Origin of the sequence: Pseudooceanicola marinus (genome assembly GCF_002786295.1) — a bacterium.
Classification (GTDB): domain Bacteria; phylum Pseudomonadota; class Alphaproteobacteria; order Rhodobacterales; family Rhodobacteraceae; genus Pseudooceanicola; species Pseudooceanicola marinus.
Genome location: NZ_PGTC01000016.1, coordinates 43600 through 60664 on the forward strand (window position 1 = coordinate 43600; position 17065 = coordinate 60664).

Here is a 17065-nt window from a genome sequence, read left to right on the forward strand (position 1 = left end):
GGTGCGGATGCGCCTGCTGGTGATCGCGTTGCTGCCCATGCTGGTGCTGCTGCCGATGATGCTGGGCTCCACCATGCTGCGCTGGTCGGGCAAGATCGACGATATCCTGATCACCAAGGTCAACGGTGACCTGACCATCGCCGATCAGTACCTGGGGCGCCTGCTGGAAAACTCCGGCGAGCGGCTGGAGGCGCTGGCGGGCTCCGTGGCCTTCGACGCGGTGCTGGACGCGCCGGAGGCCCGCGCCGCCCTGCTGGCGGAGGCGCGGGCGGCGCAGGATCTGGATTTCCTCTACCTCAGCACGGGTGACACCGACGGCGACTGGCCCGTGGTCCGGCAGGCCCTGCAGGGGCGGGCGCAAAGCGCCGTCGACATCATGACCGCCGAGGCGCTGGAAGCGCGCGCGCCCGGCCTGGCCGAGCGTGCCGCGATCCGACTGGTGCCGACCCGCGCCGCCCGGCCGACGCAGCAGGAGGTCGAGACGCGCGGCATGGTCATCCATTCCGCCGCCCCGGTTGCCCTGCCCGACGGGCGCGCCGCCGCCCTGGTGGGTGGGCGGCTGCTGAACCGCAACCTCGGATTCATCGACACGATCAACGCGCTGGTCTACCGCGAGCAGAGCCTGCCGGAGGGCAGCCAGGGCACCGCCACGCTGTTCCTCGACGACGTGCGCATTTCGACCAATGTGCGGCTGTTCGAGAACGTGCGCGCCCTGGGCACCCGGGTTTCGGCAGCGGTGCGGGACCGGGTGCTGGCCGAAGGGCAGACCTGGCTCGACCGGGCTTTCGTCGTCAACGACTGGTACATTTCGGCCTATGAACCCATCGTCGACAGCCGCGGCGAGCGGGTGGGGATGCTCTACGTGGGTTTCCTGGAGACCCCGTTTCGCCAGGCGAAACTGACCTCGGCGCTGACCGTCGTCGCGCTGTTCCTGCTGATCGCCGCGCTGTCGGTGCCGATCTTCCTCAGCTGGGCCGGGCGCATCTTCCGGCCGCTGGAGCGGATGACGCGCACCATTGCCCGGGTGGAGGCGGGGGACCTGTCGGCGCGCAACGGTCCGGCGGGCGACAGTGGCGAGATTGCCCAGGTGGCGGGCCATCTGGATGATCTGCTGGACCAGGTGCAGGAACGCGACCGCCAGCTGCGTGACTGGGGTGAGAGCCTGGAGCAGAAGGTCGAGGCCCGCACCGCCGACCTGCGCCGCGCCAAGGCGGAGCTGGAAAAGACCACCGAACGCCTGATCATGTCGGAAAAGCTGGCCGCCGTGGGGGAGATCACCGCCTCCGTTGCCCATGAGATCAACAATCCCATCGCCGTCATCCAGGGCAACCTGGAAGTCGCCCGCACCCTGCTGGAAGACGAGGCCGCGCGGGTGGAGACCGAGTTTCGCCTGATCGACGATCAGGTCTACCGCATCGGCGCCATCGTCTCGAAACTGCTGCAGTTCGCCCGGCCGGAGGAATATTCCGGCGCCGCCAACGTGATTTCCCCGGCGGAGGTGGTGCGCGATTGCCTGGTGCTGACCCGGCGCCAGTGCGAGGCGGCGCGGGTGACGGTAGAGACGGAGCTAGTGACCGAGGCGCGGGTTCTGATGGCGCGGACGGAGCTGCAGCAGGTGGTGGTGAACCTGGTGCTGAATGCCGTCCACGCCATGCCGCAGGGCGGTGTGCTGCGCCTGTCCGTGCGAGAGGACAGGGAGGAGGGGCAGGCGGGCCTCGTCCTGCTGGTGGAGGACACTGGCACCGGCATCCCTCCGGAGATCCTGACGCGGATCTTCGATCCGTTCTTCACCACCAAGAGGGCCGAGGGCACGGGGCTTGGCCTGTCGATCTGCCAGACCCTGGTGAGTCGCGCGGGTGGTCGGATCACCGCGCGATCGACCCCGGGGCAGGGCAGTGCCTTCCGGATTTTCCTGCCGCGCGCCGAAAGCACCTGATCGGGACAGAATGTCCCGATCATCGCGGGCGTGGTGAGCGTGATCGGACAGAATGTCCCGTTCTGCTTTCGATACCCGCTCGCCCAGCGTCAATGTGTCCGATTTTATGCAGTCAAGTCATTGATCTATTTGGTTATTCCGTTTGACTGTTCAAGTGAATTTCCGCCAAAATCATCCCGAGGCCGCCGCTCAGGTGGCCCGCGCCGACTGTCCCGCCGGAGGAGGGGGGCCACGGGCGTGACGCATCAGGCCCGCCCCCTGGGGGCCGGACCGGACACGAAAGAACGGGAGGAGAAATCATGTCCAACGCGCGCGCGGGCAGCGCCTTGGGGTTCCTGTACAAGGACCACATCGTTGCCGAACCGGGATATAACCGCTGGCGGGTGCCCCCCGCCTCCATCGCCATCCATCTGTGCATCGGATCTGTCTATGCCTGGTCGGTGTTCAACCCGGCGCTGACCCGTCAGCTGGGCGTCGTGGCCCCGGCGGCGGATGACTGGAGCCTGGGGTCCGTCGTCTGGATCTTCTCCGTCGCCATCGTTTTCCTCGGCCTCGCGGCGGCTTTCGCCGGCAAGTGGCTGGAAGACGTGGGCCCGCGCATGGTCGGTGTCGTGGCGGCCTTCCTCTGGGGCGGCGGCTTCCTGATCGGGTCGGTCGGCATTGCCTCGCATCAGCTGTGGCTGATCTACCTCGGCTACGGGGTGCTGGGGGGCTGTGGCCTCGGCCTGGGCTATGTCTCGCCCGTGTCGACGCTGATCCGCTGGTTCCCGGACCGGCGCGGCATGGCGACGGGCATGGCCATCATGGGCTTCGGCGGCGGCGCGATGATCGCGGCCCCGGTGAAGGGCTGGCTGCTGGCGAAATTCGCCACCCTGCCCGAGTACGTAGGCGCGCAGGATGCCATCGCGACGGTCACCGAAAACGGCCGCCTGTTTGCGGAGACCGCCTCGGGCAAGATCGAAGTCGTCCTGGCCAACGCGGCCCAGGTGGCCGAGATGGGCGGCGCGGCGGGCTACTACGCCGTGGGCACCGGCGACACCGGCGCCTCGCAGACCTTCCTGACGCTGGGCGTGGTCTATTTCGTCGTCATGATGATCGCGGCCTTCCAGTACCGCGTGCCGGCGGCCAACTGGAAACCCGAGGGCTTTACCCCGAAACCCGTCGCCTCGGGCATGGTCAGCCAGAACCACGTGCATATCGACCAGGCGCTGAAGACGCCGCAGTTCTGGCAGCTGTGGCTGATGCTGTGTTTGAACGTGACCGCCGGGATCGGCGTGATCGGCGTGGCCAAGACCATGATGTCGGAGATTTTCGGCACCGTGATGCCGCTGGTGGTGACCGCCGGCTTCGCCTCGACCTACGTGCTGATGATCTCGGTCTTCAACATGGTGGGCCGGTTCTTCTGGGCCTCGACCTCGGACTACATCGGGCGCAAGGCGACCTATATGTGCTTCTTCGTGCTGGGCACGGTGCTGTACCTGTCGATCCCCTACTTCGCCTCTGCCGTGGCGACCAACCCGGCGCTGATCTACCTGATCGGCTTCTACGCGGCGACGATGATCATCTTCTCGATGTACGGCGGCGGGTTCGCCACGATCCCGGCCTACCTGGCGGATATGTTCGGCACCATGCATGTGGGCGGCATCCACGGCCGTCTGCTGACCGCCTGGTCCACCGCTGGTGTGCTGGGGCCGCTGGCCATCACCTCGCTGCGGCAGATGTCGGTGACCAGCGCCATCCAGGAGCTGGCGGGCAAGGTCGATCCGGATGCCTTCGCCCAGGCCTTCGGCGCGCCTCTGGCGCAGCTGGATCAGCTGGTGGCGGCCAAGACCGTGACCATCGCACGGCTGATGGAGATCGCACCGGCGGGCACCGTCGATCCCACTCCCAGCCTCTACAACACGACCATGTACTGCATGGCCGCGCTGCTGGTGGTTGCCTTCTTCGCCAACCTCTTCATGCGTCCGGTGAAGGAACATCATCACCATGACGAGCCGGGGCTGGAGCCGGTGCCGGGCGAATGATCTCCTGTGCGGGTCACGCGGCAGCGTGACCGGCGGTGAAAGGAAGGGGGGCGTCCTGCGGGGCGCCCCTTTGCCGTTGAGGCCGGGCCGACGATGGGCCCACGCGCCTGCGGCCTGAGGCGTGATCGGGCGAAACCTGCCTATTCACGAAAATATTTCGTCTGCGGGGCAGCATCGGCGCGACGGAAAGGTCATTCTGCCGCGTAACACTCGTCACACGTATCCTCCTCCGGTGGTTCCGCCGGGACGCAATTCGAAGTTCGGAGACCTCATGCCCCGCCCCGCTTCCGGCACGTCCGCCGCCCCGATCCATTGCCCCCAGGGCGTCCGGCCGGTCCGGCGCCTGGGGGCCACGCTCCTCTCTCTTGGTCTGCTGCTGCACGCCGTGCCCGCCTGGGCGCAGTTCGGCGGCGGCGGTCCGACCGAGGTGGGGGTGGTCGCGCTGGAGATGGGCGCCGCCCCCTACCAGGTGGTCCTGCCGGGGCGCGCCGTGGCCCATGACCAGACCGAGATCCGCCCCCGCGTCGAGGGCCTGGTGGAGGAGATCCCCTATCGTGCCGGCACCCGGGTCGAGGCCGGCGCGCTGCTGTTCCGGCTGGAAACCGACACCTATGACGTCGCCCTGGCCGCGGCGGAGGCGCAGCTGGCCAGCGCCCAGGCGACCGAGACCGCGGCCCAGGCCCAGGTCGACCGCTACGAGCGGCTGGAGGGCGTGGGATCAACCCAGTCCGACCTGGATCAGGCGCGGGCGGAACTGGCCTCGGCCCGGGCCTCGGTGAAGGCGGCGGAATCGAGTCTGAAATCCGCCCGGCTGAACCTGGAACGCACCGAGATCCGCAGCCCGATTGCCGGCATCGTCGACCTGGCGCAGGTGTCCGAAGGGGCACTGGTCACGGCCAACCAGTCCCAGGCGCTGACCACGGTCACCACCATCGACCCGATCTACGTCGATGTGCAGGAAAGCTCTGCCCGGATGCTGCGGGTGCGCAAGCGGCTGGAGGAGGGCTCCCTGACGCGGACGGATGACCTGGACATCGGGCTGGTCCTGGAAACCGGCGACACCTACGAGGGCCAGGGCCGCATGGTCAGCCCCCGCAGCGAGGTCTCGACCACCACCGGCACCGTCGATTTCCGCATCGAGTTCGACAACCCCGAACGGGTGATCCTGCCCGGTCAGTTCCTGCGCGTGACGATCACCCTTGGGGAAACCCAGGCCATCCTGGTGCCACAGCGCGCCACATCGCGCGGCTCGGACGGGTCGCTGACCGCCTTCGTGGCCGAGGGCGACACGGCGCGACGGGTCACCCTGACCGCGCAGGGCACCTGGCAGAACGCCTGGATCGTCACCGAGGGCGTGGCGCAGGGGGACCAGCTGATCGTCGACGGATTGCAGAACCTGCGCGACGGGGCCGCGATCAGCACGGTGCCGGTCACCATCAATGCCGCCGGCCTGGTCGAGGACCAGGCGGCGGCCGACGGGGACGCGGACGTCGCGGCGGCGGGCGAGTAACCTTCCATGGTCAATTTCTTCATTCACCGCCCCGTCTTCGCCTGGGTGCTGGCCATCGTCACCATGCTGGCCGGCGCCTTCGCCTTCACCCGTCTTCCCGTCTCTCAATACCCCGAGATCGCGCCGACCACCGTGCGTATCTCAGCCAGTTACAACGGCGCCACCGCCGATGCGGTGCAAAACTCCGTCACCACGGTGATCGAGGATGCGATGACCGCGCTCGACGGTCTGCTCTACATGGAATCCTCCTCGCGCGAGGGGTCGTCCTCCGTCACCCTGACCTTCGACGAAAGCGTCGAGCCGGTGGATGCCCAGAACGAGGTGCAATCGCGGGTCAGCCAAATCGAAAGCCGACTGCCCGACCGGGTGCAGGACAGCGGCGTGCGCGTCTCGCGATCCTCGTCCTCGATCCTGATGGTGGGCGCGCTGGTCTCGCTCGACGGGCGCTATTCCACCGTGCAGCTGGGCGACATCCTGGACAACCAGGTGACCGGCCCGGTGCAGCGGACCGAAGGGGTGGGGGGCATCAACGCCTTCGGGTCGGGCTATGCCATGCGCATCTGGCTGGACCCGCTGTCGCTGGCCCAGTATCAGCTGACACCGGCCAATGTGACCTCCGCCGTGCAGGCGCAGAACACCACCGTTTCCGTGGGCTCGCTGGGCGAGTTGCCCACCACCGAGGGCCAGCAGTTCACCGCGACGATCACCGCCCAAAGCCAGCTGACCACGGTGGAGGAGTTCGAGCAGATCCTGCTGAAGACCGAGGAGGACGGGTCGGCCGTCTTCCTCGGCGACGTGGCACGCGTCGAGATCGGGCAGGAAAGCTATGGCTCCAACTCGATCTTCAACGGCATCAACGCCTCGGGCTTCGGGGTGAACCTGGCCACGGGGGCCAATGCCATCGACACCGCCGAGGCGGTGCGCGCCACGCTGGACCGGCTGGAAACGGCCCTGCCCGAGGGGGTGGAGATCCGCTATGCCTACGACACCTCACCCTTTGTCGAGCAGTCGATCGAGAAGGTCTATCACACGCTGATCGAGGCGGTGCTGCTGGTGCTGGGCGTCATCCTGATCTTCCTGCAGAAATGGCGCGCCACGCTGATCCCGATCATCGCCGTGCCGGTGGTCCTGCTGGGCACCTTCATCGTGCTGGCGGCCTTCGGATACACGATCAACACGCTGACGATGTTTGCCATGGTGCTGGCCATCGGCCTGCTGGTCGATGACGCCATCGTGGTGGTGGAAAACGTCGAGCGGGTGATGGAGGAAGAGGGGCTGTCGCCCCTGGACGCCACAGTGAAAAGCATGGGCCAGATCACCGGGGCGCTGATCGGCATCGCTCTGGTGTTGTCGGCGGTCTTCCTGCCCATGGCCTTCATGGGCGGCTCGACCGGGGTGATCTATCAGCAGTTCTCGATCACCATCATCACCGCGATGGTGCTGTCGGCGCTGGTGGCGCTGATCCTGTCGCCCGCGCTTTGCGCCACGATGCTGAAGCCATCCCACGGCGAGGGCCCGGGCGTGGCGCGCTGGTTCAACCGCAACTTCGACCGCATGGTCGGCGGCTATTCCGCCACCGTGTCGCGCGTGCTGAAGGCGCCGCTGCTGGTGCTGGTGGCGATGGTTGCCATCCTCGGCGCGGCCTGGTCGCTGTACCAGAAGATCCCCGGATCCTTCCTGCCGGCGGAGGACCAGGGCGTGATGATGATCATCGTGAACCTGACCGAGGGCTCGACCACCGCGCAGACCCGCGCCGTGGTGGAAGAGGTCGAGGACTGGCTGCTGAACGAGCAGTCGGAGACGGTCGAGTCGACCTTCACCTCGCTGGGCTTCGCCTTTGGCGGCTCGGGGCAGAACCGCGCCATGCTCTTCGTGAAGCTGCGCGATTTCGCCGAGCGGGAGGAAACGGGCCTCGGCGCCACCGAACTGGTGGCGGCGGGCAATGCCCGGTTTGCCGGAAACCGCGCCGGGCGGATCTTCTTCATCCAGCCGCCGGCGATCCCGGGGCTGGGCAATACCTCGGGCTTCTCCATGTACCTGATCGACCAGGGCGGCAACGGCACGGAGGCGTTGCGCGCCGCGGCAACCACCCTGGAGGACATGGTGAACGAGGACGCCCGGGCGCAGAACCTGCGGATCCAGGGCAACGATGACGAGGCGGTGCTGCGCATCAACATCGACCAGCAGAAGGCCGAAAGCCTGGGCGTGTCGATCACCTCGGTCAACGCAATGCTGTCGACGATCTTCTCCGGCTCGTCGGTCAACGACTTCAACATGAACGGCAACCTGCGGCCCGTCATCGTCCAGGCGGACGCCCAGTACCGGATGCAGCCCGAGGACATCGAGAAGTGGTATGCGGTCAATGCCAGCGGAGAGGCGGTGCCCTTCTCCGCCTTCATGGAGACCGAGTGGGTCGCGGCCTCGCCTTCGCTGGCGCGCTACGGCGGCACGCGGGCCATGTCGATCTCCGGCGCGCCGGGGGAGGGCGTCAGCTCCGGCGCGGCGATGGACGCGATGGAGGAGATGGTGGCGGAGATCCCGGGCGGCTACGGCGTGGCCTGGACCGGCCTCAGCTTCCAGGAACAGCAGTCGGGCAACCAGGCGCCCTTCCTCTACGCCCTGTCGGTGCTGGTGGTCTTCCTGTCGTTGGCCGCGCTTTACGAAAGCTGGTCGATCCCGTTTTCGGTGATGTTGGCGGTGCCCGTGGGCGTGCTGGGCGCGCTGCTGGCGGCCTGGGCCACGGGCGGGTCGAATGACGTCTACTTCAAGGTGGGCATCCTGACGACCATCGGGCTTGCGGCGAAGAACGCCATCCTGATCGTCGAGTTCGGCAAGGACCTGGAGGACCAGGGCCGGAGCCTGATCGAGGCCACGGTGGAGGCCGCCAAGCTGCGCCTGCGCCCGATCCTGATGACGTCCTTTGCCTTCATGCTGGGGGTGGTGCCGCTGGCGGTGGCCTCGGGCGCGGGGGCGGCGGCGCAGAACGCCATCGGCGTGGGTGTGCTGGGGGGCATGGCTGCGGCCACCTTCCTGGGCGTCTTCGTCGTGCCCAGCTTCTACGTCATCGTCCGCAAGGTCACCGACAGGCGGATGCGCCGGGCGTCCTGAGCGGGACGCAGGCAAGAGAAAGGCCGGGCTGGTTCGCACCATCCCGGCCTTTGCTGTCTCTGCGTGGCGCCAGGCGCCCCGGCCGGTGCCTCAGTCGAAGTCGAAGATCTCGCTCAGCAACGATTTCCGCTTCTTCTTCTTGTAGTACTTCTTGTCATAGCGCGGCTCGCCGTAGTGGGCGGCACGCGGGTCATAGCGGCGATCGCGTTCCTCGGCCGGGTAGGGCTCGCGGTACTCCCGCGCAGGGGTGGCGCGGCGTTGCGGCTGAGGCTGCGGCGCGGGGGCCAGTTCCTCGGCGCTGCGCTCGATGATCTTGTCCAGCTCGCCCCGATCCAGCCAGACGCCCCGGCAGGTCGGGCAATAGTCGATCTCGACCCCCTGCCGGTCGGTCATCAGCAATTCGGTTCCATCCACCGGGCAACGCATGCGCCATCTCCTCCTGTTTCAAGCTTCCCTTCCAGATGGGCGCCGGCGGGCAGGGGCGCAACCTCTGACCCTGTCACGTTAACCAAGTATCTGGAAAAGTTGAGACTTATCCTTTCGTATAGATGACCAGCGGGCGGTAAACAGGGTATGACTTTTCTTGCCGGACAGCGGGGCAACGTCCCACCCGGCGACGCAGGCAGCGGGCGCCGCCCCTGCCGACAGATGGGCCGCAGGCCCGGTGCATGAAGATCCTGATCGACGGTGTGGGCCGCAGATGCCCTCCGTCGGCGGCCATCTCTCTTCACATCGTCGATCCTGATCGAAGGGATGAAAAGGAGAACGGGATGCGCCTTCTGGTTGCCGATACCACCTGGAATATTGCGGGCCTGGCCCATGCCCTGCGCAAGGAAGGGTTCTACATCACCGAGGCCGGATCGGGCGCGGAGCTGCTGGAGTTCGCCTCCTCCGCGGAACAGAACGCCATCCTGATCGACCCCGATTTGCCCGACATGAACGCGGGTGATCTGATCGCCAGGCTGCGCGCGGATCACCCCCGCATGGTGATCGTGGTGGTCAGCCGCCGGGTGGAAGACGCGATGCGCACGCGGTTCATGGCCCGGGGTGCGGATGAGCTGTTCGAATGGCCCGCCAAGCCGGTGGAGATCGCGGCCCGCCTGCGCGCCTATGTGCGCCGGACCTGTGGCTTCGCCTCGCCGCAGCTGACCTCCGGGGCGCTGACGCTGAACGTCGAGGAACGCGCCGTGCACTGGGGGCAGATGCCCCTGCACCTGACCCGGCTGGAGTACGAGCTGATCGAGATGCTGATGCTGCGCGCCGGTGGCATGGTGACCCGCGAACAGATCATGCTGCAGCTTTACGCCTGGCAGGATGAACCCGATCCCAAGATCATCGACGTCTACATCTGTCGCATCCGGTCCAAGCTGGCGGCCATCGGCGCCCCCGAGGATGTTCTGGTCACCGCCTTCGGCCAGGGGGTGCGCATCCCGATGCTGACCCTGCCCGAGCGCCAGGAGGCGGCCGCTTGATCTGGGTCGCGGTGCCCCGCCCTGGTGGAGCGTGCCGCCTGGGCGCGGTCCCGGTCTTTACCGAAATGGTAAGAAAGGCGACGCCCTTTCGCGTCGCCTTTCCTTCCTTATCAATTCATTAACCTTGCCGTCCCAGGCTGTCCCGGACCGTTTCGGACCGGGGGAGGCCGCGGCACAGCGCGCTGACCGCCCCGGGCAGGGAGGCGCCGGTGACTCTCCGTTTCATCCTCGCAGGGATCCTCTGGCTGGCCGGGCTGCACGGGGCAGAGGCCGGGGCCTGGCCGCGCGGCAAGGGCAATCATTTCGCCTTCGCCGCCCTGCGCGGCATCGGCAGCGAGGACGGCAGCCTGACGCCGAGCTTTTCCTATTACCATGAATATGGGCTGACCGACCGGCTGACCCTATCCGCCGATCTGGGCGGGGCCATATCGGGCTTTGAGAAGACCATCATCGCCCTGTCGATGCCGGTCCCGCTTCCCGAATTTCTGGGGCTGAAGGCGTCGATGGACCTGGGCTATGGCGAGATTGATGGCCAGCAGGTGATGCGCCCCGGCCTGTCCATCGGGCGTGGATTCGCGCAGCCCGAGGGCTGGGCCTCGGTCGACATGGTGGCCGAGATATTCCCGGACCTGCTGCTGGTCGACTGGAAGGTCGACATGACCTTGGGGATGACGGCACGGAGTGGGCACAAATACTACCTGCAGGTGCAATCGGGGCAGCAGATGGGGGATCCCTTCTTCTCGCGCGTCGAGGCCTCGGTTGCCTGGCGGCTGCGCGACGGGCTCTACCTGGATGTGGGGGCCGCGGCGGGGCTGGTTTCGACCGATCCCTATCGGGTCAAGCTGGGGGTCTGGCGGGAATTCTGAGCCCTGGCATGCGCACCCGTCTGGCGCCCTGGCCTGAGCTGCGCTAGACCGGGCCCATGTCCGAGCAGACCCCCAAGACCGATCCGATCCGCCCCACCGACGACGAGGCTCGCGCCCTGGCTCGCGGCCTGATCGACGAGGCCCTCTTTGCCGCCCTGGCCACGGTGACCGAGGGCGCGCCGATGGTCACCCGCATCGCCCTGGCCTGCGACCCGGCGGGCATGCCCCTGACCCTGGTCAGCCAGCTGGCCGCTCATACCGCGCCGCTTCTGGCCGGGCGCCCCGCCTCGCTGATGGTGGGGGAACCGGGCGGCAAGGGCGACCCGCTGACCCATCCGCGCCTGACGATCCAGTGCCGGCCAGAGGTCATTGACCGCGACAGCGACGCCTTCGAGGCGCTCTCGGCCCATTACGTGGCCGAACGTCCAAAATCGAAACTCTACATCGGATTCGCCGATTTCCTGCTAGTGCGGTTTTACCCCGAAGAGGCGTTGCTGAACGGCGGTTTCGGCAAGGCCTTCCGCCTGACCCCGGCTGATCTGGGCCTCTGATTTCAGGGCAGTCTGGTTCTCAGGGAAGTCCGACACGAGAAGGCCCCGCATGGCGGGGCCTGCTGTCGTTTCAGATCTGACTGGCAGATCAGGCCGGATCGTCCATCCGCACCCGCAGGCTGACCGTGCCTTTGACTGGCTCCTGCCAGTGCAGCGTCACCTGATCCTTGTCCGCGCCCTTCTCGACCTCGACATAGGGCATCCCGAAATGGGCCGCGTCGGATCCGTTGGTGATGCGGCCCCGTGCCACCACCGCGTCGACATTCTGCGCCCATCCCCCGAAGGGCAACTGCGGGGCGCAATCCACCGTCCAGGTGCTGGCGGCGCTGGCTTCCGTGTGGGTCACCGGCAGCGGGTTCACCGTACTGACGGAGACGGCGTTGTACATATTGCCCTCGAAAGTGACGTTCTTGTTGCGCCCGTAGTCGAGATCCGCGTGCGTGGTATCCACCCGCTCCACCCGGTCGATAGCGCCCTGGATGGTGCGGAAGATGTTGCCGTTGACGTTCATACCGTTCAGGTAATGGCCCGGCCCGTAGGGTTTCACCACGATGAAGCTGAACCAGGGCGCGACCGAACTGCACAGGCAGATGTTGTAGGTGATGTTGAGGCCGGAGAAGCTGTATTCGCTGGAAAACTCCGGCGCCTGGTCGTGCTCGTTGCCCCATTCAATGAAGAAGTTGTCGATATAGTTACCGTTGATCGTCGCCCGCGCGTTGGTCCGGCTGAGGACGATGCCAGGTAACCGGATGCCCGCGTTGGCCGTGTCGCCGCCGAAAAAGTGGTTGCCGGTGACGATGGTGCCGGTGCCGGCCAGGATGGCGAAATGGCGCATCTGCTGGACGCGGTTGTTGCGCAGCTTCACATCGTTGGCGTTGACGTTCAGTGCGATCGACACCCGGTCCTGGCTCAGCGTGCCACTTTCGTCGGTGATGAACTGGCAGCGGTCGATCAACATCCCCTGACAGCCGGTGCCATGGCTGGTGATGCCGCGATCCTTGGGGCGGGTGATGAAACAGTCGCGCAGGTGGAAGATCAGCCCGGTCTGGGCCAGCAGGATGGCGCTGCAGTCGCCGGAACACTGGAACTCGATATCCGACATGGAGAACTTGTCGAGATAGTCGAAGCCGCTGAAATCCAGCAGGTACTTGAACCGCTTGAAGGTGAAGTTCTGCGTCCCGGCGGCGGCGTAGAGGGGCAGCGACAGCTCGATCTTCTGCTGCGCCACGTCGACCGAGGTCACATAGACCTCGCGTCCTACGCCGTTGCCCTCGATCAGCGACCCGGGCCGGATGTTGGCCACGTTGGTCACCCCCGACAGCTCGGTCGGTTTCGCCGGGTCGTAGGTGCCCTGACTGGCGGTGATGTCGGTGTCCCAGGCGCTGCCGCCATTGCAATCGAACTGGCCGTTGCAAATATGGCGGCGCTGCGCATAGCTGGTCTTGTTGGCCACCGCCGCCTGCATGTCGATGGGCTCGGTCACCTTGATACGCCGCCCGCCCAGGTCCAGGCTTTCGTGGTCGGCGTTGTTCAGGAGCGACTGGAAGGCCTTCTTGAAGGCCAGCTCCTCGTCGCCGAAGGCGTCGATATAGGCGGGCAGATGGAAGTTCTGCGTCAGCGACAGCATGGCGCTGGCGGGCATCGTCACATGGCCGTCGAACTGCACGCGATTGTCGAAGGTCATGCTGTCGGACAGGTAATAGTTGCCCTCGGGCACCTTCACCAGCCGCCCGTCGGCGGCCGCGTCGGCCGCCTCGAACGCGGGCAGATCGTCGGTGACCCCGTCGCCCGTGGCGCCGAAATCGCGCACGTCGACCCAGGCCAGCATGTCGCGCAGGAAGACATCCGTCACATCCTCAATGCGGATGTCGTCGATCCGCACGATGCCGCCGTTTGCGCCGGTCAGGTCCAGGCCGAAATGGCCGTAGACCGGCTGTGTGCCCCAGGGCATGTCCACCCCGTCCCGGCCGCCGGTGCCGACGATGGCGCTGACCTCGACCACCTCGCCATAGCTCGACAGGACGATCTCGGGGCCGGTTTCCACCAGGCCGGTCACATGGGAGTCGCCCACGTCCCCGGCCCAGCCGGCGATGCGCACGATGGGAAAGTTGCCGCTGATGGCCTTCACCCGCGCCGTGATGCGCAGGTAGCAGCCCGGCAGGATCGGGGTTTCCCCCATGTAGCGCAGCTTCTGCGTCGACGATCCCTTCAGCAGTTCCAGACAACCGGCGAAATCCTGATCGGCGGCGATGATCGCGGCGTTGGGGTCGCCGACATAGGTGTCGGAGCCCGGTGTGCCATCCCCCTTCGACCATTGCGCCAGACCGTTCTCGAATGCCGGCGGCATGAAATTGATGCCGTCCGTGATCGCCTTGTTCATGCCCAATCCCTTTCCTCTCGCGGCCCGGGCGGCGGCCCGCGGCGTCGGAGGGAAGAGGTATCAATGGCTGGTTAACGGCTCCCGAGAGGACCGTTCGGCCCTTGATCGGGGAGAGAAGAAGGGGACGGGGGAGGCGGAAACGTGGCGTCGGCGGTGCGCGCGAGGCTCAGGCCGGATCAGACGGAGGGTTTGGCAACGTCCATCAGGCGCACGGCGTCGATCTTCCAACCGGTGTCGGTGCGCAGCATGAAATACTCCAGCGTGAAAAGGCGGCCGCCCTGGTCCTCGACCTGCACGGGTTGCACCTGGCGCTGCTCGGTTTCGGGACGGTCGGCGAGGAAGAAATACTCCCGCGGGCCGATCACCATCGGGTAGCCGCCGCGCAGCATGGTCTCGAAATTCTCTACGGACCCGAAATAATTGCGGATCCCCGGGGAGGCGTGATCGAAGGCGCTGGCGAAATCGCCTCTGCGCAGGTCTTCCATCTGGTCCCCGATGATGTCGCGAATATCCTGGCTGGCCTGCGCGGGCAGGGCCAAGGTGATCGTCAGGGATAGTGCCGTGAGAATTGCTGCAAGGGTCCGCATCGCGCCGCCTCCTCTCGTCCGATCACAAGAAGGATAGGTCGTGCTTACGAAGCGTCAAGAAGCTTGCGGAAAACGCGGCGGATCCGCGCCGAGGCCCGGGATTCGTAGGGCGCACCATGGGCCAGCACCGCACGCTCCGGCGCCCAGGCCAGGATCGCCTCGACCGACCGGCGCAGCTCCGCCTTGTCGAAGGTGGCGTACATGTCAGGTGGCATCCGCCCGTCGGGTACAGTCATGCCCGCAAGGCGCACAAGCCGTCCGAAGAGCCAGGGCAGGTGCTTTGGGTCGAAGTTCTCGATGAAGTCGGTCAGCACGACGGTTCGAGAGGGGGTATGGAAGAAGACCGCCTCCTGAAGGACCTTGCTGCCCCGCACCAGGTAGCTCTCGATCACGCCCTCCCAGCTGGCGCTGGCAGACAGCTCTTCCGCCGGGCCCAGTTCGACCTTATGGGCTGTGGCGCGGGCCCGGACGCCTGGCGCGACCCAGGCCTGGGCCTCGGGGAAACGGGCCTGCCATTCGCCCAGGTAGGCGTAGTGGATGGCATTGGGCGCAACCAGGTGGGCAACCGGGCCCAGTTCCTCGACCCGCGCCAGAAGCCTTTCATTCGGCTTGATCGGCGAATGCACCCAGAGGCCGCCAGAGGGCAGGCGCACAAGGGTCATGCGGGTGGAAAAGGGCAGGCCGTAGAAGCGGATATGTGGTCCGTCGACGATCCATATCTCCGGGCCGAAAGGCTTCGGCACGTCCAGCGGTTCGTATCCCGTGTTTCTGCTCATGACTGTGCCTTCCCTGCGGGTTCTCGGGTGCAACATGCCCCTTGCGGCAGGGGGGCGCAAGCGCCGCCCGGAAGAGGGTTTTGAGGGGGCGGCGCGGCGCAAGGGCCGCGCCGGGATCGTCCTGCCGGCGATGGGAGATACTAGGAGCAGAGAGAAGGGTGGATGGCGCTCGTTGCCCGGTCCGGACAAAGGGGCGCAAGAAAAAAGGAGGGCCGGAGCCCTCCTTTCCAAATTACTAGCCCGTGAGGCCCGGCCTCAGCCCTCGACGAAGTCGCCGGCCAAGGCGCGGTCGATCAGGTCAGCCGTTTCGGTCACGCCGTAAAGCGCGATGAAGCCGCCGAAACGCGGCCCCTGGCTGGCGCCCAGCAGGACTTCATAGAGGCAGGAGAACCAGGCCTTCATCGGATCGAACCGCTCGCGCCCCACGGTATAGACCACCGATTGCAGCGCCTCGTCGGTCATCTCGCCGTCATAGGTGCGCAGCGCGTCGCGCAGGGTCTCCAGCGCCTCGCGCTCCTGCTCGGTGGGCAGTCGGAAGACCTTCGTTGGCTTCACGAAGTCGTTGTAATAGGCCACGGCGAAGCCGGCTGCCTGGTCCATCTGCGGATTGCCCTCGGGGGAGGCCTCGGGCGCATAGCGGCGGATGAAGCCCCAGAGCGTTTCCTTGTCCTCTGCCCCAGACACGGAGGCCAGGTTCAGCAGCATCGAGAAGGGCACCACCAGATCCGAGGCGGGCACATTGCCGTTGTGGATATGGAAGACCGGGTTCGCCGCCTTGCCCTTGGCATCCTGATCCGGATAGGCGCGCAGCTGCTGGTGGTACTCGTCCATCGCCCGCGGGATCACGTCGAAATACAGGCGCTTCGCCGTCTTCGGCTTCTGGTACATGAAGTAGGACAGGCTCTCGGTCGAGGCATAGGTCAGCCATTCGTCGATCGAGATCCCGTTGCCCGAGGATTTCGAGATCTTCTGACCCTGGTCATCCAGGAACAGCTCGTAGGTGAAATGCTCGGGCTTCTTGCCGCCCAGGATCTCGCAGATCCGGTCGTAGATCGGCGTGTTGGTGCTGTGGTCCTTGCCGTACATTTCGAAGTCGACGCCAAGCGCGGCCCAGCGGGCGCCGAAATCGGGCTTCCACTGCAGTTTCACATTGCCGCCCGTGACGGGCAGGGTCCACTCGCGGCCCTCTTCGTCGTCGAAGGTGATCGTGTAATCCTGCGCGTTCACCTCCTTCATCGGCACGTAAAGGACGCGACCGGTTTCGGGGTGGATCGGCAGGAAGATCGAATAGGTCGCCGCGCGTTCCTCGCGCAGGGACTTCAGCATGACCTTCATCACGTCGTCGTATTTCTCGACGGCGCGTCTCAGGACCTCGTCGAACTGACCCGACTTGTAGAAATCGGTGGCCGAGTAGAATTCATACTCGAACCCGAAGGTGTCGAGGAACCGGCGCAGCATGGCGTTGTTGTGGTGGCCGAAGCTTTCGTGCGTCTCGAAGGGGTCGAAGACGCTGGTCAGGGGCTTCTGGATGTCCTCCTTCAGGCGCTCCTGGTTCGGCACGTTGCCGGGGATCTTTCGCATCCCGTCCATGTCATCACTGAAGCAGATGAGACGGGTGGGAATATCGCTGATCACCTCGAAGGCGCGGCGGATCATCGTGGTACGCAGGACCTCGCCGAAGGTGCCGATATGGGGCAGGCCGGAGGGGCCATAGCCCGTCTCGAACAGGACATAGCCCTTTTCCGGCGCCTTCTTTTCGTACCGTTTGGCAAGGCGGCGGGCCTCTTCGAAAGGCCAGGCTTTCGATTCCAATGCGGCTTGGCGCAACTCGGACATTGTTCTCTCCTTCGGGATT

General features: G+C 66.2%; 12 protein-coding genes. 7 read left to right on the forward strand and 5 right to left on the reverse strand.

Translation table 11 applies throughout. From position 1 onward, the window contains the following. Positions 1–7: 7 nt before the first annotated feature. The 4 genes from CVM50_RS11105 to CVM50_RS11120 all read left to right on the forward strand — a co-directional run bounded on the left by CVM50_RS11105 (position 8) and on the right by CVM50_RS11120 (position 8578). Positions 8–1936: a sensor histidine kinase gene (locus CVM50_RS11105; protein WP_085889329.1), complete on the forward strand. Its 1929-nt coding sequence runs from the start codon at positions 8–10 to the stop codon at positions 1934–1936. A 299-nt stretch (positions 1937–2235) separates the two neighbouring features. Beyond that, positions 2236–3960 (forward strand): OFA family MFS transporter, encoded by a 1725-nt coding sequence (locus tag CVM50_RS11110; protein WP_085889330.1) that lies wholly within the window; start codon positions 2236–2238, stop codon positions 3958–3960. Positions 3961–4231: 271 nt separating this feature from the next. Then, the gene (locus tag CVM50_RS11115) at positions 4232–5470 is read left to right on the forward strand and encodes an efflux RND transporter periplasmic adaptor subunit (protein WP_085889331.1); all 1239 of its coding nucleotides are present in this window, start codon (positions 4232–4234) and stop codon (positions 5468–5470) included. Between the two features lie 6 nt (positions 5471–5476). Continuing rightward, entirely contained in the window at positions 5477–8578 is a 3102-nt protein-coding gene (locus CVM50_RS11120) for an efflux RND transporter permease subunit (RefSeq protein WP_085889332.1), read from the forward strand. Between the two features lie 90 nt (positions 8579–8668). Here the strand turns inward: CVM50_RS11120 and CVM50_RS11125 are convergent, their stop codons facing one another. Continuing rightward, the gene (locus tag CVM50_RS11125) at positions 8669–9004 is read right to left on the reverse strand and encodes a TFIIB-type zinc ribbon-containing protein (protein ID WP_085889333.1); all 336 of its coding nucleotides are present in this window, start codon (positions 9002–9004) and stop codon (positions 8669–8671) included. A gap of 344 nt (positions 9005–9348) precedes the next feature. Between CVM50_RS11125 and CVM50_RS11130 the strand changes: the two genes are divergently transcribed. From CVM50_RS11130 to CVM50_RS11140, 3 genes are all read left to right on the forward strand, one after another. After that, the gene (locus tag CVM50_RS11130) at positions 9349–10050 is read left to right on the forward strand and encodes a response regulator transcription factor (RefSeq protein WP_159457066.1); all 702 of its coding nucleotides are present in this window, start codon (positions 9349–9351) and stop codon (positions 10048–10050) included. Between the two features lie 209 nt (positions 10051–10259). Next, positions 10260–10916: a hypothetical protein gene (locus tag CVM50_RS11135; RefSeq protein WP_085889335.1), complete on the forward strand. Its 657-nt coding sequence runs from the start codon at positions 10260–10262 to the stop codon at positions 10914–10916. A 56-nt stretch (positions 10917–10972) separates the two neighbouring features. After that, positions 10973–11467 carry a HugZ family pyridoxamine 5'-phosphate oxidase gene (locus tag CVM50_RS11140; protein ID WP_085889336.1) on the forward strand — a complete coding sequence of 165 codons (495 nt, stop codon included), beginning with the start codon at positions 10973–10975 and terminating at the stop codon, positions 11465–11467. Between the two features lie 88 nt (positions 11468–11555). Here the strand turns inward: CVM50_RS11140 and CVM50_RS11145 are convergent, their stop codons facing one another. The 4 genes from CVM50_RS11145 to CVM50_RS11160 form a co-directional block, all read right to left on the reverse strand. After that, positions 11556–13847: a glycosyl hydrolase family 28-related protein gene (locus CVM50_RS11145; RefSeq protein WP_085889337.1), complete on the reverse strand. Its 2292-nt coding sequence runs from the start codon at positions 13845–13847 to the stop codon at positions 11556–11558. A 176-nt stretch (positions 13848–14023) separates the two neighbouring features. Next, positions 14024–14434 (reverse strand): DUF4864 domain-containing protein, encoded by a 411-nt coding sequence (locus tag CVM50_RS11150; RefSeq protein ID WP_085889338.1) that lies wholly within the window; start codon positions 14432–14434, stop codon positions 14024–14026. A gap of 44 nt (positions 14435–14478) precedes the next feature. Further along, positions 14479–15210, reverse strand: a complete 732-nt coding sequence (locus CVM50_RS11155; protein ID WP_085889339.1) for a DUF4336 domain-containing protein — start codon at positions 15208–15210, stop codon at positions 14479–14481. Between the two features lie 255 nt (positions 15211–15465). Then, positions 15466–17046 (reverse strand): lysine--tRNA ligase, encoded by a 1581-nt coding sequence (locus tag CVM50_RS11160; protein ID WP_085889340.1) that lies wholly within the window; start codon positions 17044–17046, stop codon positions 15466–15468. Positions 17047–17065 lie beyond the last annotated feature (19 nt).